Origin of the sequence: uncultured Serinicoccus sp., assembly GCF_947487915.1 — a bacterium.
GTDB lineage: Bacteria > Actinomycetota > Actinomycetes > Actinomycetales > Dermatophilaceae > Ornithinicoccus.
Window position 1 is genome coordinate 332,573 of sequence record NZ_CANKYH010000002.1, and the last position, 22,538, is coordinate 355,110.

General features: G+C 73.0%; 17 protein-coding genes and 1 pseudogene. All 18 read right to left on the reverse strand.

What is annotated here, in order from left to right; all coding sequences use genetic code 11:
* Window position 1 precedes the first annotated feature (1 nt).
* On the reverse strand, window positions 2-1,528 hold the full coding sequence (locus Q0795_RS03415; RefSeq protein ID WP_298886474.1) for a transcription antitermination factor NusB: 1,527 nt from the start codon (window positions 1,526-1,528) through the stop codon (window positions 2-4).
* On the reverse strand, window positions 1,521-2,462 hold the full coding sequence (fmt, locus tag Q0795_RS03420; protein WP_298886477.1) for a methionyl-tRNA formyltransferase: 942 nt from the start codon (window positions 2,460-2,462) through the stop codon (window positions 1,521-1,523). Before fmt ends, Q0795_RS03415 begins: the two co-directional genes overlap by 8 nt.
* Before the next feature lie 6 nt (window positions 2,463-2,468).
* On the reverse strand, window positions 2,469-4,316 hold the full coding sequence (locus Q0795_RS03425; protein ID WP_298886479.1) for an ABC transporter ATP-binding protein: 1,848 nt from the start codon (window positions 4,314-4,316) through the stop codon (window positions 2,469-2,471).
* Window positions 4,316-5,311: an ABC transporter permease gene (locus Q0795_RS03430; RefSeq protein WP_298886481.1), complete on the reverse strand. Its 996-nt coding sequence runs from the start codon at window positions 5,309-5,311 to the stop codon at window positions 4,316-4,318. Before Q0795_RS03430 ends, Q0795_RS03425 begins: the two co-directional genes overlap by 1 nt.
* A gap of 64 nt (window positions 5,312-5,375) precedes the next feature.
* Window positions 5,376-6,911, reverse strand: a complete 1,536-nt coding sequence (locus Q0795_RS03435) for an ABC transporter permease (protein WP_298886483.1) — start codon at window positions 6,909-6,911, stop codon at window positions 5,376-5,378.
* A 247-nt stretch (window positions 6,912-7,158) separates the two neighbouring features.
* Window positions 7,159-9,021: an ABC transporter substrate-binding protein gene (locus Q0795_RS03440; protein ID WP_298886486.1), complete on the reverse strand. Its 1,863-nt coding sequence runs from the start codon at window positions 9,019-9,021 to the stop codon at window positions 7,159-7,161.
* Between the two features lie 246 nt (window positions 9,022-9,267).
* The gene (locus Q0795_RS03445) at window positions 9,268-11,367 is read right to left on the reverse strand and encodes a primosome assembly protein PriA (RefSeq protein ID WP_298886488.1); all 2,100 of its coding nucleotides are present in this window, start codon (window positions 11,365-11,367) and stop codon (window positions 9,268-9,270) included.
* A 16-nt stretch (window positions 11,368-11,383) separates the two neighbouring features.
* On the reverse strand, window positions 11,384-12,598 hold the full coding sequence (gene metK / locus Q0795_RS03450) for a methionine adenosyltransferase (protein WP_298886490.1): 1,215 nt from the start codon (window positions 12,596-12,598) through the stop codon (window positions 11,384-11,386).
* Between the two features lie 44 nt (window positions 12,599-12,642).
* Window positions 12,643-13,365: pseudogene (locus Q0795_RS03455) on the reverse strand (cytochrome c oxidase assembly protein); the annotation flags it as partial.
* 49 nt (window positions 13,366-13,414) lie between these two features.
* Window positions 13,415-13,885, reverse strand: coding sequence for a DUF2243 domain-containing protein (locus Q0795_RS03460; RefSeq protein WP_298886492.1), 471 nt, complete (start codon window positions 13,883-13,885; stop codon window positions 13,415-13,417).
* Between the two features lie 108 nt (window positions 13,886-13,993).
* A complete protein-coding gene (coaBC, locus tag Q0795_RS03465) occupies window positions 13,994-15,232 on the reverse strand; it encodes a bifunctional phosphopantothenoylcysteine decarboxylase/phosphopantothenate--cysteine ligase CoaBC (RefSeq protein ID WP_298886494.1) in 1,239 nt (412 codons plus the stop codon).
* 35 nt (window positions 15,233-15,267) lie between these two features.
* Entirely contained in the window at window positions 15,268-15,537 is a 270-nt protein-coding gene (rpoZ, locus tag Q0795_RS03470; RefSeq protein WP_058890998.1) for a DNA-directed RNA polymerase subunit omega, read from the reverse strand.
* Between the two features lie 7 nt (window positions 15,538-15,544).
* Complete coding sequence (gmk, locus tag Q0795_RS03475) at window positions 15,545-16,096, reverse strand: guanylate kinase (RefSeq protein ID WP_366942446.1); 552 nt, start codon at window positions 16,094-16,096, stop codon at window positions 15,545-15,547.
* A 47-nt stretch (window positions 16,097-16,143) separates the two neighbouring features.
* Window positions 16,144-16,461 (reverse strand): integration host factor, actinobacterial type, encoded by a 318-nt coding sequence (mihF, locus tag Q0795_RS03480; RefSeq protein WP_058890996.1) that lies wholly within the window; start codon window positions 16,459-16,461, stop codon window positions 16,144-16,146.
* A gap of 140 nt (window positions 16,462-16,601) precedes the next feature.
* On the reverse strand, window positions 16,602-17,471 hold the full coding sequence (gene pyrF, locus Q0795_RS03485; protein WP_298886496.1) for an orotidine-5'-phosphate decarboxylase: 870 nt from the start codon (window positions 17,469-17,471) through the stop codon (window positions 16,602-16,604).
* Window positions 17,471-18,403, reverse strand: a complete 933-nt coding sequence (locus tag Q0795_RS03490) for a hypothetical protein (protein ID WP_298886498.1) — start codon at window positions 18,401-18,403, stop codon at window positions 17,471-17,473. Before Q0795_RS03490 ends, pyrF begins: the two co-directional genes overlap by 1 nt.
* Window positions 18,390-19,184: a hypothetical protein gene (locus Q0795_RS03495; RefSeq protein WP_298886501.1), complete on the reverse strand. Its 795-nt coding sequence runs from the start codon at window positions 19,182-19,184 to the stop codon at window positions 18,390-18,392. The genes Q0795_RS03490 and Q0795_RS03495 overlap by 14 nt, the downstream gene beginning before the upstream one ends.
* Window positions 19,185-19,194: 10 nt before the next feature.
* On the reverse strand, window positions 19,195-22,536 hold the full coding sequence (carB, locus tag Q0795_RS03500) for a carbamoyl-phosphate synthase large subunit (RefSeq protein ID WP_298886503.1): 3,342 nt from the start codon (window positions 22,534-22,536) through the stop codon (window positions 19,195-19,197).
* Window positions 22,537-22,538: the final 2 nt, after the last annotated feature.

A 22,538-nucleotide genomic window follows, 5' to 3' on the forward strand; every position in this document is an offset into this window, starting at 1 on the left:
GTCAGCCTAACGAGCGCCCCGGCACGCGCAGCAGGGCCACGAACATCCCGTCGGTGCCGTGCAGGTGGGGCCACAGCTGGGCCCACGGGCCCGGGCCCAGGTCGGTGAGCGGCGTGCCGGACCGGTCGCGCAGCAGGGGTCGCACGTCGAAGGGTTCCACCCCGGGGTGCCGCTTGAGGACGTCCCGCACGACGAGCTCGGTCTCGGCCAGGTGCGGCGAGCAGGTGGCGTAGGCGACCAGGCCACCGGGGCGGGTGGCCCGCAGCGCGGAGTCGAGGAGCGCGCGCTGCAGCGGCCCCAGGGTGGTGAGGTCCTGCGGGCTGCGGCGCCACCGCGCCTCCGGGCGGCGACGCAGCGCTCCGAGCCCGGTGCACGGGGCGTCGACGAGGACGCGGTCGTAGGTCTGCGGCTGCACCGTCCCGACCTCCCGGCCGTCGCCGACGGTGACGTCCACCCGGGCCCCGCCGTGGACCGGTCCGACGAGGGTATGCCGTACCAGCTCGGCCCGGTGCTCGCTCACCTCGTTGGCCCGCAGCAGCGCCCCGCGCGGCGCCGCGAGGGCCGCCAGCAGGCCCGCCTTGCCCCCTGGCCCGGCGCACAGGTCCAGCCACTGCTCGTCCGAGCCGTCCAGCGGTGCCTGCGCGAGGGCGAGGGTGAGCAGCTGGGAGCCGGCGTCCTGCACCGCCGCCCGGCCCTCCCGGACGGACCCCAGAGCCCCTGGGTCGCCCTGCGGCAGCGTCCAGGCCGTCGGGGCCACCGGGGACGGCGTGGCGCCGGCGTCCTCGAGCTCCTGCTCGGCACCGAGACCGGGGCGGGCCGCCAGCATGAGCGGGCCGGGGGTGTTGTGGGCGGCCAGGAGCCGGGCCAGCTCCTCCTCCGCCGCCTCCGGTCCCCGTGCGGAGACGAGCCCTGCCCGCAGGGCGCGGACCACCCACTCGGGGTGCGAGTGCTCGAGGGCCAGCCGCGCCAGCGGGTCGGTCACCGGCTCGACGAGCCGGGCGACCCAGGCCTGCCGGTCCTGCTCGCTCACCCGGCGCAGCACGGCGTTGACGAACCCCGCGGCGCCCTGGCCGACCTCCTGACGCGCGAGGGCCACGGTGGCGCTGACCGCGGCGTGGTCGGGCACCCGCATCCCGAGCAGCTGGTGCACCCCGAGCCGCAGGACGATCCGCACGGGGCCGTCGATCTCCTCGACCGGACGGCCGGCCGCCGCGGCGACGACGGCGTCGTAGAGCCCGAGCAGCCGCAGGCTGCCGTAGCTCAGCTCGGTGGCGAAGGCCGCGTCCCGGCCGCGCAGCCCGGCCGATCGCAGCGCCCCGGGCAGGACGAGGTTCGCGAAGGCCTCCTCGGTGTCGACCTGGCGCAGCACGCGGAATGCGACGGCGCGCGCCGGGTCCGCCTGTCGCGCGCGCTGCGCAGGGGTCTGCGCGGACCGGCGGCGGGGCCCGCGACGCTGCCCCTGGCCACGGTCAGCGGCGCCCCCGCGGCCGGGCCGCTCCCCGTCCGGACGTCGGCGCGGCTCAGGCATCGAAGGTCGCTCCCGGCTGCAACCGCGCGCCGCGGGCCCAGTCGGTGGCCGGCATGGCCCGCTTGCCCGGTGCCTGCACGTCGCCCAGGCGCACCGGGGAGCTGCCGGTGCCGACCAGCACGTCGCGACGCCGCACGTCGACCTGTCCCGGCTCCAGCATCGGCACGGCCGGCTCGGCGTCGTCGACGGGGGTCACCGGGCCGAGCTTGACCCGGTCTTCGCCCAGGACCGTCCAGGCGCCGGGCTCGGGGGTGCAGGAGCGCACGAGGCGGTCGACCGCGAACGCCGGCAGCGTCCAGGGCACCCGGGCGTCGTCCACCTCGACCTTGGGGGCGAGGCTGACCCCCTCGGCGGGTTGTGGCACCGGCTGCACAGCCCCCTCCTCCAGGGCGTCCAGGCTGGACACGAGCAGGTGCGCGCCCGCCTCGGCGAGCCGGTCGAGCAGCTCCCCCGCGGTGTCCCTCGGGCGGACGGTCTCGGTCAACCGGCCGAGCACCGGCCCGGTGTCCAGGCCCTCCTCCAGCCGGAAGGTCACCGCGCCGCTGACGTCGTCACCGGCGCGCAGCGCGTGCTGGACCGGTGCCGCACCCCGCCATGCGGGCAGCAGCGAGAAGTGCAGGTTGACCCAGCCGTGCTGGGGCAGCGTCAGCAGGGCGGACGGCACGAGCAGGCCGTAGGCCACGACCGGGCACGCCTGCGGGGCCCAGTGCCGCAGCTGCTCCTCGACCTCGGGCCCGAGCAGCGATCGGGGGGCCAGGACGGGTATGCCTGCCTCGTCGGCCACCTCCCGCACCGGGGAGGGCCGCAGCCCCCGCCCACGGCCAGCAGGGGCGTCCGTCCGGGTGAGGACGCCGACGACCTCGTGGCGGGAAGCCAGGACGGCGCGCAGGCTCGGGACGGCGGCCGCCGGTGTCCCGGCGAAGACGACGCGCACCAGGGGTCAGCGGCTCGTCGGGCCGTCGGTGCCGTCGACGTCCTCGACGTCCTCGACGTCGACGACCTCCGCCTGGGACGACTGGTGGAACTGCTCGCCGTCGACCTTGAGCTCGACGATCTCCTCGCCCTGCTCGCGCAGCAGCTCGTGCCGCTCACGGCGGCGCCGGCCCTGCTCGAGGGGGTCGGGCACCGGAGCGGCGGCGATGAGCCGCTGGGTGTAGTCCTCCTGCGGGTTCTCCATGATCTGCTGCCGCGGTCCGGCCTCGACGACCCGGCCGTTCTGGAGCACCACCACCTTGTGCGCGAGCAGGTCGATGACCGCGAGGTCGTGGCTGATGAACAGGCAGGCGAAGCCGAACTGCTCCTGCAGGTCCGAGAAGATCTTGAGCACCCGGGCCTGGACGGACACGTCGAGCGCCGAGGTGGGCTCGTCGGCCACCAGCAGCTCGGGGTCCAGGGTGAGGGCCCGGGCCACGGAGATGCGCTGCCGCTGCCCGCCGGACACCTCGTGCGGGTAGCGGTTGTAGACCTCGCGCGGTAGCTGCACGGCGTCGAGCAGCTCGTAGACCTTGTCCTGCCGGGACTTGCGGTCGCCGACCTTGTGCACGACCAGCGGTTCGGCGATGCACTCCCCGATCGGCAGCCGCGGGTTCAGCGAGGCCGCCGGGTCCTGGAAGATGACCCCGATCCGCTTGCGCAGCGGCTTGAGGTCGCCCCGCTTCATCCCGGTGATGTTCTGGCCCAGCAGCTGGAACTCGCCCGACGCCGCCGGGATGAGACCCAGGGCACATCGCCCGATGGTGCTCTTGCCGGAGCCGGACTCCCCGACCAGGCCGACGATCTCCCCCTGCCGCACGTCGAAGCTGACGTCGTCGACCGCGCGGAACGGTGCCTTGCCCAGCCGTTGGTACTCGATGACCAGGTTCTTCAGCTCGATCGCCAGGGGCGCGTCGGCGTCGACCTCCTCCTTGACGCTGATGCCCATCTGGCCCCGGCCGTGGCCCATCCGGGGCACCGAGCCGAGCAGCATCTTGGTGTAGTCGTGGTTCGGGTGCAGCAGCACCTCCTCCACCGTGCCCCGCTCGACGATCTCACCCTTGAACATCACGGCCACCCGGTCGGCCATGTCGGCGACCACGCCCATGTTGTGGGTGATGAGCAGGATGCCGGTGTTGAGCTTGTCCTTGAGCGAGCGGAGCAGGTCGAGGATGTCAGCCTGCACGGTGACGTCCAGGGCCGTGGTCGGCTCGTCGGCGATGATGACCTTGGGATCGCAGCTGATGGCGATGGCGATGACCACCCGCTGGCGCTGGCCCCCGGAGAGCTCGTGCGGGTACTTCTTCATCTGCCGCTCGGGCTCGGGGATGCCGACCATCCCCAACAGCTCGATGGCCCGCTTCCAGGCCGAGGCGCCGCGGGCCACCCCGTGCAGCTCCATCGACTCCACCACCTGGGTACCGACGGTGAGCACCGGGTTGAGGGCGGTCATCGGCTCCTGGAAGACCATGGCCACGTCGTTGCCGCGCAGGCGACGCATGCTGGCCTCCTTGAGCCGGCCCACCTCCTTCCCCGCGACGTCCACCTGGCCACCGATGGTGGCGTTGCGCGGCAGCAGCCGCATCGCGGTCATCGAGGTGACCGACTTGCCTGAGCCGGACTCGCCGACCAAGGCCACGACCTCACCCGGGCGCACCTTGAGGTCGACGCCCTTGACGGCGTGCACGCTGCCGAACTCGGTCTTGAACCGCACGTCGACGTCGCTGAAGCCGAGCACGACCTCCTCGTCACCGGTCGGCGTGCCGGAGCCGGTGTAGACCGGCTGCCCGGAGTCACTCTGAGTGGTCGTCGTCATCAGTCGGCCGTCCTGTTCTGGCGGGGGTCGAAGGCATCGCGCAGACCGTCACCGAGGAAGTTCACCGACAGGGCGATCCCCAGGATCATGAGGCCTGGCCACCAGAAGAGCCATGGTCGGGTGAGGAAGGCGTTCTGGTAAGTGGAGATGAGAAGTCCGAGCGAGGTGTCAGGGGGACGGACCCCGAAGTTGAGGAAGGACAGGGCAGACTCCAGCAGGATCGTCGTGGCGATGGTGAGGGTGGCGCTGACGATGATGGTGCCGATGGTGTTGGGCAGGATGTGCTTGAAGATGACCCGACCAGACCCGGTGCCGATGGCCTCGGCAGCGGTGACGAACTCGCGCTCACGCAACGAGAGCACCTCACCCCGCACGAGGCGGGCCAGGCCGGTCCAGGAGACCAGGCTCAGCACGAGCGCGAGTGACCAGATCCCACCACCGGCCATCTTGCCGAGCACTGCGGCCAGCACCAGCAGCGGGATGATGATGAACAGGTCGGTGACCCGCATGAGGATGGCCTCGACCCAGCCGCGGTAGAAGCCGGCGGCCGCGCCGACGATGGTCCCGAGGACGGTGGACAGCAGCCCCACCGTGAAGGCCACGATGAGTGAGCGCTGGGTGCCGCGCATGGTGAGGGCGAAGTAGTCCTTGCCGATAGTGTCCTGGCCGAACGGGTGCTCCCCGATCTGGAAGGGCCACAGCTGCAGGGTGGGCCGCCCACCGTCGACGGTGGCGCCGGCGTCGTAGAAGGTCTTGTCCCACCACGAGGGGATGATGCCGTAGCCGATGGAGGTGAAGGCCATGCCCGTGATGAAGACGAGCACGAAGAGGGACACCATGGCCCCCTTGTGCCGGAAGAAGCGGCGACGGACCAGCTGGCCCTGGGAGTAGGACTTCTGGCTCAGGTCGATCGGCTTCTCGACCGAGTAGGCCTCCTCGACCGGGCTCGCGACCGGGGTGGGGTCCGGCTCGTCCGGGCGGTGGTTGTCGGTCATCGAACGATCCTCAGGTCGGTGGGACGGGTCGGGAGGGCCGCGGCCGCAGGCCGCCTGACGCGGCTCACCGGCGGATCCGCGGGTCGAGGGAGGCGTAGGCGATGTCGGCGAGCATGTTCATGAGCACCGCGGCGCCACCGGCGACCAGGTAGTAGGCCATGACCGGGTTGGGGTCGACGAACTCCAGACCTTGACGGAACATCGCGCCGAGGCCGCGCCATCCGAAGATCGTCTCGGTGATGACCGCGCCGCCCAGCAGCGAGGCGAAGTCGAAGGCCACGATCGTCGTGATGGGGATGAGGGCGTTGCGCAGCGCGTGCTTGGTGAAGACGACCCGGTCCGACAGCCCCTTGGACCGCGCGGTGCGGATGTAGTCCTGGTTGATCGTCTCCAGCATCGAGCCACGGGTGTAGCGGCTGTAGGCCGCGATCGAGATGAGGGTCAGCACGATGGTGGGCAGCACGAGCTGGACCCCCCAGTTGAAGATGCCCTCCCAGAAGTCGCCGGTGAACCGCTCCGGGATGATGCGGTTCTCCCCGATCGTGCCGATGGGGCGCCCTCCCGGCGCCATATCCAGGAACCCGGCCCACCCGCGGAGCAGGCGGTCCATGAAGACGAGGAAGGCCATCCCGAGGGCGGTGCCCACGCTGACGACCATCGCGGTGCGTCGCTCGTAGCCACCCATGACCCACCCGACGGCCAGCCCCACCAGCACCGTGGCGCCGGCGAGCGCGAAGATGACCCACCAGTTGGCCGGGTCCTCGAGGAGCGGCCCGGTGACGAAGTAGGACACCAGGCCCAGGCCGATGGTGACGAGCCCGGCATACAGGATCCTGCGGTTGGCCAGGCCCACGGTCATCACCAGCATGAAGCCGAGCGCACCCAACGCGCCGATCAGGATGAGCGGGAGGCCGAGCGCGGGCTGCACCCACCAGGTCACCTGGTCGAAGGCGAAGACGACACCGAACACGACCGCGAACGTGACCAGCCCGGTCACCAGCTGTCGACGCAGGCTCCCCCCGAGGAGGGAGGCCACTGCCAGGGCGAACACCAGGGCCACCACGGCGGTCGCTGTGGTGGAGACAGCCGGGTCGGCCATCCAGTTGTTGAACCGGATGGCCCCGAAGTCCTTGAGCAGCACGGCCGCCCAGAAGACCGGCAGGGAGAAGAAGAGGAAGGCGCCGAAGGTGATGGCGTAGTCGAAGCCGGAGTACTGCCGAATCGCGGAGAGGACGCCCAGCGTGACGCCGATGAAGATGGCGAGGAAGGTCGCGACGGTGACCAGGCGCAGGCTGGCCCCGGCCGAGGCCAGCAGGAGCGCGTTGACGCTGGCACCATCCCTGGTGGTGCCGAGGTCGCACTGCAGCACGAAGCACCGGCTGACTCCGGTCAGCCACCCGAGATAGCGTTGCCACCACGGCTCGTCGAGGCCCATGTTGTCGATGCGGGCCTGCATGAGCTGCTCGCGGTTCTCGGCCCGGGACTCACGCAGGTCGGCGAGCGGGTCGCCGGAGTTGATCATCAAGACGTACAACAATATGGAGCCCAGGAACATGATCAGCGCGGAGATCGCGATCCTGCGGAGGATGAATTGGAGCACGGGTTCGAACCTTTGCGGTGAGGGTCCACGGCGGTGTGACTGACTGCCCGCAGACTCTAACCCCTGACGCTGATCGGGGGCTACGGCAACCCGTGGGGCGTGTCGGGCGTGGTCTGTCGGGCCCGCGCGCCGGGCGGGTGGGGAGCAGGGCGGGGACATGACAGGGGCGGGAGGGCACGAAACCCTCCCGCCCCGTCAACGTGGCGGTCGCCGGTGCGCTGGGATGCTCACCGTGACCTCAGACGCGTCAGCTGGCGCGGACCCACTGGTCGGCGTTCCAGGAGACACCGGTCTGGACCGAGGTCGGCCGGACGTTCTCCAGCGTGCTGTCGTAGCCGACGATCCCCGGGTGGGTGAACAGCGGGATGCCGTACAGGTTGTCCCACAGGGCCTTCTCGATGACCTTCAGCTGCTCCATGTGGACCTCGGGGTCGACCGAGCTGGCCAGGGTGTCCCAGGCGGCGTCGACCTCCTCGTTGGAGAAGCCGCCGAAGTTCTGCGACCCGCCGGTGGAGTAGATCGGCTCGCCCGAGGCGATCTGGCCCGAGCCGGCCCAGGCGAACAGCGCGACCTCCCAGTCACCCGACTCCAGCGTGCCGCCGGCCTCGAAGAAGTCCGGGTTGCCGGCGTCGACGATGTTGAAGCCGGCCTCGTCGCAGGAGGACTTGATCTGGGCGACCTGCTCGGTGCGGCGCTGGTTGGGCGCCGAGTAACCGATGCGGATCTCCGGGTTGTCCAGGCCGGCCTCCTCGAGCTTGGCCGACGCACCCTCGATGTCGACCTCGTCGTAGCGGCCGTCGTAGGCCGCGTCCACGAGCTCCTGGTAGTCCTCCATGAACGGGAAGCGCTCACGGGCGTTGAGCACCTGGGCGTCCTCGGCGATCGGGGCGATGAGGTTGTCGATGATGTTCTGCCGCGGGACGCACATGGCGAACGCCTCACGGGCCGCCAGGCCACCGTTCTCGTCGCTGAAGGCCGAGCTCTCGGCGAAGTTGAAGTCCAGGTGCTCCCAGGTCATCTGCTGGTTGTCCTCGACCGCGACCATGTCGCCCATGCCCTCGAGCTGCTGGCGGGTGTCGACCGTGGCCTGCGGCTCGATGACGTTGATGTCACCGTTCTGCAGGGCCTGGACGTGGGTCTCCGGGGCGGCGAACTTGAAGACCAGGTTGCCGGTCGCCGGCGCCGGGCCGAAGAAGTTCTCGTTGGGGACCAGCGCGAGCTGGTTGCCGCTCTCCCAGGCCGCACCCTCGAGGGTGTAGGGGCCCGAGGAGGGCACCAGCGCCTCGTCCTCGACCTGGTAGTTCGGGAACAGCCAGCCGGTGTTCCAGAACTCGGACACCTGGGACACGGTCTCGGCGTCACCGTCGAGGATGGCCTGCGCGAGCTCGTCCGGCTCCAGACCGCCCTGCTCCGCCGCGACGTGTGCCGGCAGCGCCGCGGACACGGCGATCTCCCAGTCCGGGTAGGGCTCGGGGTAGACGACCGTGAACTCCTTGGAGCCGACCTCGGTCTCCAGGCCCTCGGTGGCGTAGGTCGACCAGGTCGAGACCGGGTCGAAGCCGAGCTCCTCCGCGCCACCCATGGACTCGGGGTTCGTCGACGCCCAGGAGAGCAGGAAGTCGTTGGAGGTGATCGGCGTGCCGTCGGACCACACCGCGTCGTCGGAGATGGTGTACTCGACGGTCAGCGGGTCGTCCGAGGTCTGCTCGTAGGAGCCGAACCACTCGTTGGGGTAGATCGTGCCGTCGGTGCCCCAGTACCAGAAGCCGGACTGCAGCTGGTTGTTGACGACCGCGTTGTAGGTGGAGTTCGTCGCCGCGGTGTCGCCGTTGTAGGCGTTGTACTCCTCAGCACCGCTGGAGAAGGACACCGAGTCGTCGTTGGGGGTGACGTCACCCAGGTCGGCGCGGGCGGTGTCGCCCTCCTCGCCGCCCATGTCCTCGGAGTCCTCGGAACCCTCTTCGGAGTCACCGCTCTCCTCGGACATGTCCTCCGAGCCGCCGCCCTCGGCCGCGGTGTCGTTGTCGTCCGACCCGGAGTCGGACGTGCAGCCGGCCAGCGCCAGGGCACCGGCGGCCACGACGGCCATGGTCGCGCGCCTGATCTTCAATGTTCCTCCTAGTGAATGGGCGTCTCGCGGAAGCGGACCGTGGTGGTCCACCGCATGCTCTGATGACGCACCGGGGGGTTGCAGATGCAACTTAGGCACGCGTCCACGCCCGACGCCACTACCGTGCCCACACGGTGACGCGATCGTTACCCTTTTGAGACTTCCGTAGGAATGACGCGACGTCAAGCGGGCGAGCCCGTTCCGGGTGGTCACGCGGCTGCCTGGAGAGGCCGTGCCGCACCGGGATCAGGCCCCGGAGTCCGCGTCGATCCGGATGCGGACGACGTCCTGCGTCTTGCGGGCGCTGCGGTCGGCCCGCACCGCCCGCACGGCCTCGGGCGCCTGCCCCTCACCCTGGCTGAGCGTGGCCCTGACCTGCGGGTCCGGGCCTGCACCCGGACCCGCGGGCGCGGTGTCGGCCGTGGGCAGGGTCCCGAGCAGGTGCATCCCGGCCGCAACGAGCGCCCGGCCCGCCTGGTCGACGGCGCCGGCCGGTCCGGTGACCTCCACGTGCCGCACGAGCGGGGGGAGCCCCAGCTCGGCACGGTCGGAGAGCTCCCGGGCCGCCAGCCAGGCCGGGTCCCAGCGCACCAGCGCCTCGACGGCCGGGACCGAGCCGTGCGGTGGCACGCCGCACAGGACGACACCGACCTCCCGGCGCCGGCCCGGCGAGCCGCCCACCGGCCGGGCCAGGGCCGCCGCACCGCACCAGCGGCGCAAGGCCTCCTGGGCGGCGTCGAGGGAGGCGCGCTCCAGCAGCCGCCACCCGTCCAGGAGCACCACGGCGGCGTAGCCACCGGCGCACCACGGCTCGGCCCCGGGGGTGGCCACGACCAGGGCCGGGGCGTCGCCGACCTCGTCCACGACGTGGTCCCCTCCCGAGGACACCACGCGGGTGCCCGGGAAGGCGCGCCCCAGCTCCTCGGCCGTGCGCCGGTCCCCCACCCCGGTGGTCCGCCGGCGCAGCGAACCGCACTCCTCGCACGGGTGCTCCGGGGCCAGCTCGCTCCCGCACCACCGGCAGGACGCGGCCGCGCGTCGGTCCCCGGCCCCCACCGGACCGTGGCAGACCCCGCAGCGCAGCCTCGTCCGGCAGTCCTGGCAGGCCAGCCCGAGGACATACCCCTGCCGGGGCACCTGCACGAGGACCGGGCCGTGCTCGAGCCCGGTGCGCAGCGCGCGCACCGCCACACCGGGCAGCCGTGCCGTGCGAGCGGCGGCGTCCCGCTCCTCCTGATGCCCCTCACCGGCCACCACCACCCGCGGTGCCCGCTCCCGCAGCGCGGCGTGTCCGCCGCTCACCGGGGCGAGCACCTCCTCCTGGACCCACCGTTGCACGGCGACGCTGCGGGTGAACCCACCCAGCAGGAGACCTGCCCCCTCGGAACGGGCCCGCAGCCGCAGGACCTCGCGGGTGTGCGGGTAGGGCGCACGGGGCTCCTGGTGCAGGTCGTCGGCCTCGTCCCAGCACACGACCAGCCCCAGCCGGCGCACCGGGGCGAAGGCGCTGGCGCGGGTCCCGACGACCACGCTCGCGTGCCCGCGCAGCACCCGGAGGAAGGCGGCGTACCTCGCCTCCGGGCCGAGGTCCGCCGTGAGCCGCACGACCTCGTCCTCGCCCACGGCCTTCCCGACCGTCCCCAGCACGCGGTCGACGTCGCGCCGGTCCGGGACGACGACGAGGGCCCCCCGGCCGCCCAGGACGGTCTCGCGCAGGGCGGACGCGACCGCCTGGGGCCAGTCGTGTCCGGGCGGCTCCCCCGGCAGCGCCAGCCAGGACGCCGCGGGCGCCTCCCCCGCGCGCAGGCGGCGCAGCAGCGCCGGGCCGGCGGGGTAGGCCGCCCACACCTGCTCCGGCGACGGGTCCGCCGGGGCGGGGTCGAGGGGGCGCCCGCCGGGCTCCGCCTCGGCGGGGACGGACCGCTCGGCCCGCGCGTGCCGAGGCGGGACCGCGAGGCGCACGGTGTCCGCCAGGGTGCCGCCGTAGTGATCGGCCACCGCGCGGGCCGCGGCGAGCACCTCAGGGGTGAGGACCGGCTCGGGGCTGACGACCGTCCGGAGCGGGGCGAGGCGGCCGGAGTGCTCGGCCGTGGAGGTCCGCGCGAGGAGGTAGCCGTCGTGGTCCCGCCCGGCGAAGCGCACCCGCACCCGGACCCCCGGGCGCGCGCTCTGCGCCAGGTCGGCGGGGACGGCATACTCGAACGGCCGGTCGAGGTGGGCCAGCGGGGTGTCGACGAGCACGGTGGCCACCGGCTCGTCCGCCGCCAGCGGCACGTCGGACGCCGGCGTGCGCGCCCGGCGGCGTGGGGCGGCCGGCGCGGGGACCAGCTCGAGCTGCTCGCTCATCGCCCCCTCCCGTGGCTCAGACCGCGGAGCGCAGCGCGTCCACCCGGTCCAGTCGCTCCCAGGTGAAGCCGTCGGTGAGCCCTGGCGCCTGCGTCCGGCCGAAGTGGCCGTAGGCCGCGGTGGGACGGTAGATGGGGCGCAGCAGGTCGAGCTGGTCGACCAGCGCCGCGGGACGCAGGTCGAAGACCTGCGTGACCGCCTGCTGGATCGACTCCACGGGGACGGTCTCCGTGCCGAAGGTCTCGACGTAGAGGCCGACCGGGTGGGGGTAGCCGATGGCATAGGCCACCTGGATCTCGCACCGCCGGGCCAGGCCGGCGGCCACGACGTTCTTGGCCACCCAGCGCATCGCGTAGGCGGCGCTGCGGTCGACCTTGGACGGGTCCTTGCCGGAGAAGGCCCCACCCCCGTGCCGGGCCATCCCGCCGTAGGTGTCGACGATCACCTTGCGCCCCGTCAGCCCGGCGTCGCCCATGGGGCCACCGATGGTGAAGACGCCGGTGGGGTTGACGAGCATGCGGTAGCCGTCGGTCTTGAGCTCCACCCCCGCCTCGTGAGCCTGCTCCAGCACCGGGGTGATGACGCGCTCGCGGATGTCCGGGGTGAGCTGGTCGGCGAGGTCGATCCCCGCGGCGTGCTGGGTGGAGAGCACCACGGTGTCCAGACGCAGGGCGGTGTCACCGTCGTAGGCGATGGTGACCTGGGTCTTGCCGTCCGGCCGCAGGTAGTCCAGCTCGCCGTTCTTGCGGACGGCGGCGAGCTGCTCGGCCAGCCGGTGGGCGAGGAAGGCCGGGAGTGGCATCAGCTCGGGGGTGTCGTCGCAGGCGTAGCCGAACATCAGGCCCTGGTCCCCCGCACCCTGCTGGTCGTAGGGGTCGGCGTCGGCCGACCCGCGGCTGAGCACCGCGTCGTCGACCCCGGTGGCGATGTCGATGGACTGGTCCCCGATGGAGATCTCCACCCCGCAGGTCCGGCCGTCGAAGCCCTTGTGGGAGTTGTCGTAGCCGATGTCCAGGATGGTCTGCCGCACGAGCTGGGCGATGTTGGCGTAACCCTGGGTCCGTACCTCCCCCGCCACGTGCACCAGCCCCGTCGTCACCATGGTCTCCACCGCCACCCGCGACTGCGGGTCCTGGCCCAGCAGGTCGTCGAGGATCGCGTCGCTGATCTGGTCGCAGATCTTGTCGGGGTGGCCCTCGGTGACGGACTCCGAGGTGAACAGGCGGATCATGCACGGCTCCTTGGGGCAGCGGCTGCTGACTGACGCCGGTGAGTCTACGGGTCGCCTCGGACAGTCCCGGGACGGTGCGGCGCGGCAGGGGCGGGGAGGGGCCGGGGCGTGGTGCGCTGCCGACCGGAGGTGTACCAGCCGTGGAGGAGGCGCACCATGAGGACGACGTCCACCACGTCCCCGCCGTAGTACATCAGCTGGGCGCCCGACCGGCCGTCGGCGGTGCTGACCCCGGTCGGCGGGTGGGCGTAGAGCCACCTGGACAGGATCGAGTGCGCCGCGACGACGACGACCAGCACGCCCGAGCGGATGAGGACCGGGGACCGGTGCGGGTCCGGGTCCACCCCGACGAGGGACGCGGTGAGGACGTAGCCCCACACCAGGACGTGGGCGTGCACCAACGCGTGCACCAGGACGGAGCTGTGCATGAGCGGGTACACGCTGGTGGTGTAGAGCACCCACAGGCCTCCCGCGTTCATCAGGCCGGCCACCACGGGGTGCGTGGCGGCGCGCACGGGCGCGGTGCGCAGCAGGCGCGTCAGGCGCTTCCCCCAGGTGACCGGGAGGGCGCGCAGCGCCAGGGTCACCGGTGCACCGAGCACGAGCAGCAGCGGCGCGAGCATCCCGAGCAGCAGGTGTGCCGTCATGTGCGCGGTGAAGCTGGTGTGGGCAGCCGTGGCGACCGGGCCGACGAGTCCGGCACCGGCACAGACGACCCCGGCGGACCAGCACACGGTCCGCCCAGCTGTCGACCGGGACCTGGGACGCCGGACCGTGGCCGTCGCCGTGGTCGTGGCCGCGGTGCACCACGGATCCTCAGGAGGAGGCGCGCGCGGGTGCGGCCCGGCGACGGACCAGCAGGCCCACGACCAGGAGCAGCACCGCGGACCCGATCCACGTCATGTCGTAGGGCAGGAGGTCCACGCCGTACCGGATCTGGTGGATGCCCAGCAGCTTGTGGCTGACCACCCCGTCGACGAGCTGGAAGAAGCCCACCCCGGTCACCACCGCCCCCGCCCACCGGGTCCACACCACCTGCGTGCGTCGGCGCACGTCGGCGAGCAGGAACAGGCCCCAGACGGTGATGAACCACCCGAAGGCGTGGAAGAACCCGTCGGCGGTCAGTGCCACCCGCGTGGTCGACAGGTCGTAGAAGTGGTGCCACTGCAGCGCCAGGTGGAAGACGAACAGGTCGATCACCGATGCTGCGACCCCGCAGCCGAAGAGGAAGCCGGACAGGTCGGTGCGACGCCCGAGGGGCGGTCCGGTGTCCTCGACGTCGCTCATGTCCCTATCGTCGCCCGGCACCACGGTGACGGCGCGTTCGACGGCCAGGGGCCCGGGCCTCCCGCGTGCGGCGGGTCCGCGAGGGTGCTCGGCCCGGCGGGGCCCCGCTCAGCCCAGTGCCGGTGCGACGTGGTCCCAGATGGCCCGGGCGACCTGCGCCTTGGTGGTCGGTCCGACGGTGTCCGCCTGGGACTCGCCGGGGTGGAGCAGGTGCACGGTCGTGTCGTCCCGACCGAAGGTCTTGTCCGCCCCCACCTCGTTGGCGACCAGCAGGTCGCAGCCCTTGCGCTCCAGCTTGGCCCGCGCCAGGGCAAGCACGTCGCCGGTGGCGTCACCGGTCTCGGCGGCGAACCCGATGAGGTAGGGGCGGCGGTCGTCCCCGCGGGCGCTCACCAGGTCGGCGAGGACGTCGGGGTTACGGACCAGCTCGATGGTCGGCGCCCCCTCGTCGTCCGGGCCGTGCGTCTTCTTGATCTTGGCCTCGGCGTAGGCGGCGGGTCGGAAGTCCGCGACGGCGGCCGCCATGACGACGGCGTCCACGTCCCCGGCCTCGAGGACGGACGCGACCCCTTCCTGCAGCTCCAGGGCGGTGCCCACCTCGAGGAGGTCACAGCCGGCGGGGACCGCGAGCGAGACGTTGGCGCTGACCAGGCTGACGCGTGCTCCCCTGGCCGCGGCCTCGGCCGCGACCGCGTAGCCCTGCTTGCCCGAGGACCGGTTGCCGAGGAATCGCACGGGGTCCAGCGGCTCCCGGGTCCCCCCGGCGGTGACGACGACGTGCCGGCCCTCGAGGTCACCGGGTTGCCCGCCGTCGCGGCCCGACTCCCGCACCGCGGCGAACGCGGCGGCGACGATGTCTTCCGGCTCCGGGAGCCGTCCAGGCCCGGTGTCCGCGCCCGTCAGCCGGCCGGACGCGGGCTCGACGACCCGCACCCCGCGCGACCGCAGCATCTCGACGTTGGTCGCCGTGGCGGGGTGCAGCCACATCTCGGTGTGCATGGCCGGGGCCAGCACGACGGGGCAGCGTGCGGTGAGCAGGGTCGAGGTGAGCAGGTCGTCGGCCAGCCCGTGGGCGGCCCGCGCCAGCAGGTCGGCGGTCGCGGGCGCCACGAGCACCAGGTCGGCCTGCTGGCCGAGCCGCACGTGCGGCACCTGCGGCACGTCGTCCCAGACCTCGCTGGACACGGGCCGTCCGCTCAGGGCCTCCCAGGTGGGAGCCCCGACGAAGCGCAGCGCCGAGGCGGTCGGCACGACGGTGACCTCGTGCCCGGCCTCGGCCAGCAGCCGCAGGACCGAGCACGCCTTGTAGGCGGCGATGCCCCCCGCGACGCCCAGGACCACACGCATACCGGTGCCGTCGCTCGTCGCTCGCCGGGTCCTGCTCAGCTCTCGGGGGAGCTGGTGTGCAGCTTGCCCTGGTCGATCTCGTGCAGCGCGATCGACAGCGGCTTGTCGGTGGCCTCGGCCTCGACGAGGGGGCCGACGTACTCCAGCAGGCCCTCGCTCAGCTGGGAGTAGTAGGCGTTGATCTGCCGGGCGCGCTTCGCGGCGTAGATGACGAGGGCGTACTTGCTGTCGGCGCGCTGCAGCAGGCTGTCGATGGGCGGGTTGGTGATGCCGTCCGGGTGGGCGATGGTGCCGGTTCCACTCACGTGCGTCTCAGTCCTTAGCTCGGGGGTCAACCATCAATGATACGAGTTCCTCGGCGGCTCGGGCGACATCGTCGTTGACGATGGTCACGTCGAACTCCTGGGCGGCCGCCAGCTCGGTCTGCGCGGTGCTCAGCCGGGCCGTGCGTTCGGCCTCCGTCTCGGTCCCCCGGCCCACGAGCCGCTGGACCAGCTCGTCCCAGCTCGGCGGGGCGAGGAAGACGAACAGTGCCTCCGGCATGGCCTCCCGCACCTGCCGCGCACCCTGCAGGTCGATCTCCAGCAGTGCCGGCCGGCCCTGGGCGAGCGCCTGGTCCACGGGCCCCCGTGGGGTGCCGTAGCGGGCCCGGCCGTGCACCGTGGCCGACTCCAGGAGCTGCCCGTCGGCCTCCAGCCGGTCGAACTCGCGGTCGTCGACGAAGAAGTAGTGCCAACCCTCGACCTCGCCGGGGCGGGGCGGGCGGGTGGTCGCCGACACCGAGAGCCACACCGCAGGGTGGTGCTCCCGGACATAACTGGCCACCGTGCCCTTGCCGACCGCCGTGGGGCCGGCCAGCACCACCAGCCGTCGCTGCGCGCCCGGGTTCGCACCGGGCTCGGCCGCGGCGCTCAGCGGCCGCTGAAGTGGTCGAGCAGGTGGTGCACCTGGTTGGCGCCCAGCCCTCGGACGCGTCGGCTCTCGGAGATGCCGATCTCCTCCATGAGCTGCCGGGCGCGCACGCGGCCGACGCCGGGCATGGACTCCAGCAGGGCCGAGACCTTCATCTTGCCGATGACGTCGTTCTCCTTGCCCTCGGCGATGACGTCCTTGAGGGAGCCCTGGGAGTTCTTCAGGCGGTTCTTGACGGCTGCACGCTCACGACGGGCGGCAGCAGCCTTGGCCAGCGCGTCGGCGCGTTGCTCCGGCGTCAGCTCGGGAAGGGCCACGGTCCTACTCCTTGTCATCCAGTGCCAGGGAACCCTGGTGCCGACGAACATAGCGACCCTCCGCCCACCGTGCCAACCCGCAGCACCCGGCGCGGGCGCCCCAGCGGGTCACCGGGGGCCGATGCGGTCGGCCGCGACCCTCAGCCGCGACCCACGGCCGTGGCCAACCGCTCGGCCCAGCGCCCGACCTCGGCCTCCATGCCTGCCGGGCCTGCGCCCAGCACCGCCCGCGACACGGGGACCAGCACCCGTCCCCGGACGGCGGCGAAGGACCGGGCGACGTCGTGCTCGTCCGCCCCCTGGGCCCCCACGCCCGGGGCGAGGACGGGCGCGAGCGCCTCGGCCAGGCCCAGCTGCTCGTGCGCGAGGTCGACCGTCGCGCCGATGACGACACCGATGTCGCCGCACGGCTCCTGACCGCGGTTGTCGTGGCCGACGCCGGCGAGGACGCGGCTGGCGACGGTGGGCCTCCCCACGGACTGGACCTGCGCCGCCTCCGGGTTGGACGTCCGCACCAGCACGAAGGCCCCGCGGCCGGACTCGCGGGCCAGGTCCAGCGCCGGGCGCAGGGCCTCGTAGCCGAGGTAGGGGCTGAGGGTCAGCGCGTCCGCGGCGAGCGGCGCGTCGGGACCGAGGTAGGCCTGTGCGTAGCCCTGCATGGTGCTGCCGATGTCACCCCGCTTGGCGTCGAGCACGGTGAGCAGACCCCGGTGACGGGCCTGCCCCAGGACCTCCTCCAGGACCGCGACACCTGCCGACCCGTGTCGCTCGAAGAAGGCGGACTGCGGCTTCACCGCGGCGCACCGGCCGGTGGCCGCGTCCAGGACGACCGCGCAGAACTCGCGCAGGCCGTCCGGAGAGTCGGGCAGCCCCCAGCTGTGCAGCAGCTCGCGGTGGGGGTCGATCCCCACGCACAGGGGGCCGTGCTCGGTCAGGGCCCGGTGCAGTCGCAGGCCGAACCTCTGCGGGGTCCCGGTCGGGGGGTGTCCGCCCTCGTCGACGTGGGTCATCAGCTCTCCTCGGGGTGGGTGTCGGTGTCGCTGCCGGTATGCCTGCCGCCGCCGGTATGCCTGCCGCCGCCGGTATGCCTGCCGCCGCCGGTATGCCTGCCGCCGCCGGTATGCCCATGGCTGCCGGTCTGCGTGTCGGTGCCGGTGGCGGGGTCCAGGCCGTCGAGCACGGCCCAGAGCACGGTCGGGTCCGCCCACAGGGCGGACCCCAGCTGGACGGCCTGCGCCCCCTCGCGGAGGGCGGCACGCGCCGAGGAGACGTCGTGGACCCCGCCGGCGGCGACGACCGGCACCGCCGGCCAGCGCTGCTCGACAGCGGCCAGCGCCAGCGTCCGGACGCCCGAGCGGCAGAGCGCGGCCGTCGATGCCCCGGACCACCACCGCCCCGGGCCCAGCGGGACCGCCCCGCACACCACCACGGCACCCGCTCCCCCGGCGACCGCCGCGCGGGCGCAGCCCACGAGGTCGGGGTGCAACGCCGACAGCCGGGCCAGCAGCAGCAGGTCGCGCGGCGTCTCCTCGCGGACACGGGCCAGGACCCGGAGGCAGTGCTGGTCGTCGGCACCCCGGAGGTCGACCTCGACGGCGGCGACCGCGTCGCCCTCCAGCCCTCGGCACAGACGTCCGGCCAGCGTGGCGGGTTCCCCCGGGGTGGTGCCACGCACCGCCACCAGCGCGCGCAGGTCCCGGGTGGCGCACCACCGCAGCCGGTCGACGGCCTCCACCAGGTCGAGGCCGGGCGCCTCGTCGTGCTCGACACCACCGGGGCCGGTGCCGTGCACGGCGGCGGCGCCTCGTCCGCCACGCCCCCCGACGACCGGGCCGACGGGCACGGCCACTCCGCCGAGAGGCCCGAAGCGCAGCAGCCCCCGGGGGTCGTCCACCGCTCCCGGCGCGATCCACACGCCGGGCAGCCGGTCACCGCGGCGCATCGAGCACCTGCTCCCCCGGCACCACGGGTCCCTCCAGGCACGGTCGCAGCGACCGTCCCCCGGCGCTGCCGGAGGTCTCGAGGTCGCACTGGCCGCACAGCCCGGTGCCGCACAGCAGCGGCTCGGCGAGGTCGAGCGCGCTCACCCGCACGGGTCGGCCGGCAGCCACCGCGGCCTGCGCCACCCGCCGGACCGTGGTGCGCGGCCCGGCGGCGTAGACCACGCCGATCCCCGGCTCCTGCTCCATCACCTGCGTCGCCACCCGCCCGAGGTCGGGCTCCGCGGTCAGCCGGACGGTGGCGGCCTGCCGGCGCAGCGAGGCCACCTCGAAGTGGTCGTCCGGGTCGTCCGCGGACAGCACGACGTGCACCGCGCACCCCCTGGCCCGCAGCCGTGCCACCAGCCAGCGCAGCGGCACCGTCGACCCTCCGTGCCCCACGACCAGCGCCGTGACGGCGTCGGTCGGCACGCCGAACCCCCGGCCGAGCGGACCGATGAGGCGCAGGTGGTGGCCGACGTCCCAGCCGCCACCCGCTGGCACCGCGACCTCGACCGCGGTCCCGTGGACGGGATCGACCGAGACGTCGGCCAGCCAGTGCAGGCCGGGCAGCGCGTCCCCGCGGCCGGGGTTCCCGGGCACCACGAGGAACTGCCCCGGCCGCGCCGCCGCCCAGTCCGGCCCGGCGGGGACCGCCAGGCTCAGGACGTCGAAGGCCCCCGCCGGCCGGGCCAGGGTGACCACACCCGTGCGGACCGGACCGGCGGGCGCACCGCCGATCATCGGCGCCCGCTCACCGCTTCGCCGCGGGGCCGAAGAGGTCCAGCTGCGCCGCGTGCTCCTGCAGCGGCGCCACCGACAGCGGCCCGGCCCGCATCGCCTCGATGCCGAGCACCGCGACAGCGAGCTGCTGGACGGTGGTGATGATCGGCTTGTCCAGCGAGGTGGTGGCGGCGCGGATGGCATACCCGTCCGCACGCGCATCCCGCCCCGACGGCGTGTTGATGACCATGTCCACCTCGCCGGCGCCGATCCGGTCCACGATGGTGCGCACCGAGCCGTCCTGGCGCGCCTCGCTGTGCTTGTGCACGACCTCTGCCGGTATGCCGTTGCGCCGCAGCACGTCGGCCGTCCCCTCCGTGGCCAGCACCGAGAAGCCGAGGTCGACCAGACGCTTCACCGGGAAGATCATCGAGCGCTTGTCCCGGTCGGCGACCGAGACGAAGACCGTGCCGCCGGTGGGCAGGCTCGAGCCGGCCCGCAGCTGGCTCTTGGCGAACGCCGAGCCGAAGGACGCGTCGATGCCCATCACCTCCCCGGTGGAGCGCATCTCCGGGCCGAGGATGGAGTCGATGGCCTCCCCCGTCTGGGTGCGGAAGCGGCGGAAGGGCAGGATCGCCTCCTTGACCGAGAACGGCGCGTGCCCCGGCAGCGACCCGCCGTCGACCCCGGTCGGCAGCACCCCCTCGGTCCGCAGCTCCTCGATCGTCGTCCCCAGCATGACCCGGGCCGCGGCCTGGGCGAGCGGCACCCCCGTGGCCTTGGCGACGAAGGGCACCGTGCGGCTGGCCCGGGGGTTGGCCTCCAGCACGTAGAGGACGTCCTGGCTGAGCGCGAACTGCACGTTGATGAGGCCGCGCACGCCGATCGCCTCGGCCAGCGCCCGGGTGGCGACCCGGACGGCCTCCAGCTCGGAACGACCGAGGGTGAACGGCGGCAGCACGCAGGCGGAGTCGCCGGAGTGGATGCCGGCCTCCTCGATGTGCTCCATGATCCCGCCGACGTAGAGGTCGACCCCGTCGTAGAGCGCGTCCACGTCGATCTCGACGGCGGTGTCGAGGAAACGGTCGATGAGCACGGGGTGGGCCACCTCCTCGCCGGTGACCGCCGTGGCCCGGGCGACGTAGCCGGCGAGCGACTCCTCGTCGTAGACGATCTGCATACCCCGACCACCGAGGACGTAGGAGGGGCGCACGAGCACCGGGAAACCGATCTCCCGGGCGACCTCCAGCGCGTCGTCGACGGAGTATGCCGTGCCGTGGCGCGGCGCGGTCAGCCCGGTCTGCGCGAGCACCCGGCCGAAGGCGCCGCGGTCCTCGGCGAGGTGGATCGCCTCCGGCGAGGTGCCGACGATGGGCACCCCCTCGGCCTTGAGGGCGGCGGCCAGCCCCAGGGGGGTCTGGCCGCCCAGCTGCACCACGACGCCGGCCACGGGGCCCGCCTGCCGCTCCGCATGGACGACCTCGAGGACGTCCTCGAGGGTGAGCGGCTCGAAGTAGAGCCGGCTGGAGGTGTCGTAGTCCGTCGACACCGTCTCGGGGTTGCAGTTGACCATGACCGTGTCGAAGCCGTGCTCCTGGAGGGTGAGCGAGGCGTGCACGCAGGAGTAGTCGAACTCGATGCCCTGCCCGATGCGGTTCGGTCCCGAGCCGAGGATGATGACCGCCGGCCGCTCGCGCGGCGCGACCTCGGTCTCCTCGTCGTAGGAGGAGTAGTGGTAGGGCGTGGTCGCCTCGAACTCCCCGGCGCACGTGTCCACGGTCTTGTAGACCGGCCGCACCCCCAGGGCCTGACGCACCCCGCGCACCACGTCCTCGCGCAGCCCGGCCAGCTGGGCGAGCTGGGCGTCGGAGAACCCGTGCCGCTTGGCCAGCCGCAGCAGCTCCGGGGTCAGCTGCCCCCCGGAGGCCGACCGCGCCTGCGTCCGGACGCGCTCGGCGATGTCGTTGATGGCCGCGATCTGGTCGAGGAACCAGGGGTCGATGCGGGTCGCCTCGTGCGCCTCCTCGACGGTGGCGCCGCCGCGCAGCGCCTGCTGCACCAGCACGAGCCGGCCGTCCGTCGGGGTGGCCGCCTGCCGCAGCAGCGCCAGCGCCATCTCCCGGGTGGGCGTCTCGTCCTCGCGCCAGTGGAAGCTGGTGTGCCGGGCCTCGGTGGAGCGCAGCGCCTTCTGCAGCGCCTCGGTGAAGCTGCGACCCAGGGCCATCGCCTCGCCGACCGACTTCATCGTCGTCGTGAGCGTGGGGTCGGCCAGCGGGAACTTCTCGAACGCGAACCGCGGCACCTTGACGACGACGTAGTCGAGGCTGGGCTCGAAGCTCGCCGGGGTCTTCTGAGTGATGTCGTTGGGGACCTCGTCCAGGGTGTAGCCCAGCGCCATCTTCGCCGCGATCTTGGCGATGGGGAAGCCGGTGGCCTTGGAGGCGAGCGCCGAGGAGCGGGACACGCGCGGGTTCATCTCGATGACGATGATGCGCCCGTCCTGCGGGTTGACGGCGAACTGGATGTTGCACCCGCCGGTGTCGACGCCGACCTCCCGGATCACCGCGATGCCGATGTCGCGCAGCCGCTGGTACTCCCGGTCGGTCAGGGTCATCGCCGGGGCCACCGTGATCGAGTCGCCGGTGTGCACGCCCATGGGGTCGAGGTTCTCGATGGAGCAGACGACGACGACGTTGTCGGCGCGGTCGCGCATGACCTCGAGCTCGTACTCCTTCCAGCCCAGGATGGACTCCTCGAGCAGCACCTCGGTGGTGGGGCTGTCCTGCAGGCCAGCCCCGGCGATGCGCCGCAGGCTCGGTTCGTCGTAGGCGAAGCCCGAGCCCAGGCCGCCCATGGTGAAGGAGGGACGCACCACGACGGGGTAGCCCAGGTCCTCCGCCGCGGCGATCACCTCGTCCATGGTGTGGCAGATCGCCGACCGGGCCGACTCGGCGCCGCAGCGCTCGACGACCCCCTTGAACGCCTGGCGGTCCTCCCCCAGCTGGATCGCCTCGACGTTGGCACCGATGAGCGGGGCACCCAGGCGCTCCAGCGCGCCGGACTCGTGCAGGGCGATGGCGGTGTTGAGCGCCGTCTGCCCGCCGAGGGTGGCCAGCACGGCGTCCGGGCGCTCCCGCTCGATGATGGACTCCACGATCTCCGGCGTGATGGGCTCGACGTAGGTCGCGTCGGCCACGCCCGGGTCGGTCATGATGGTCGCCGGGTTGGAGTTCACCAGGACGACCCGCACCCCCTCCTCGCGCAGCACCCGGCAGGCCTGGGTGCCGGAGTAGTCGAACTCGGCCGCCTGGCCGATGACGATCGGGCCGGACCCGATCACCAGCACGCTGCTGATGTCGTCACGCTTGGGCACGC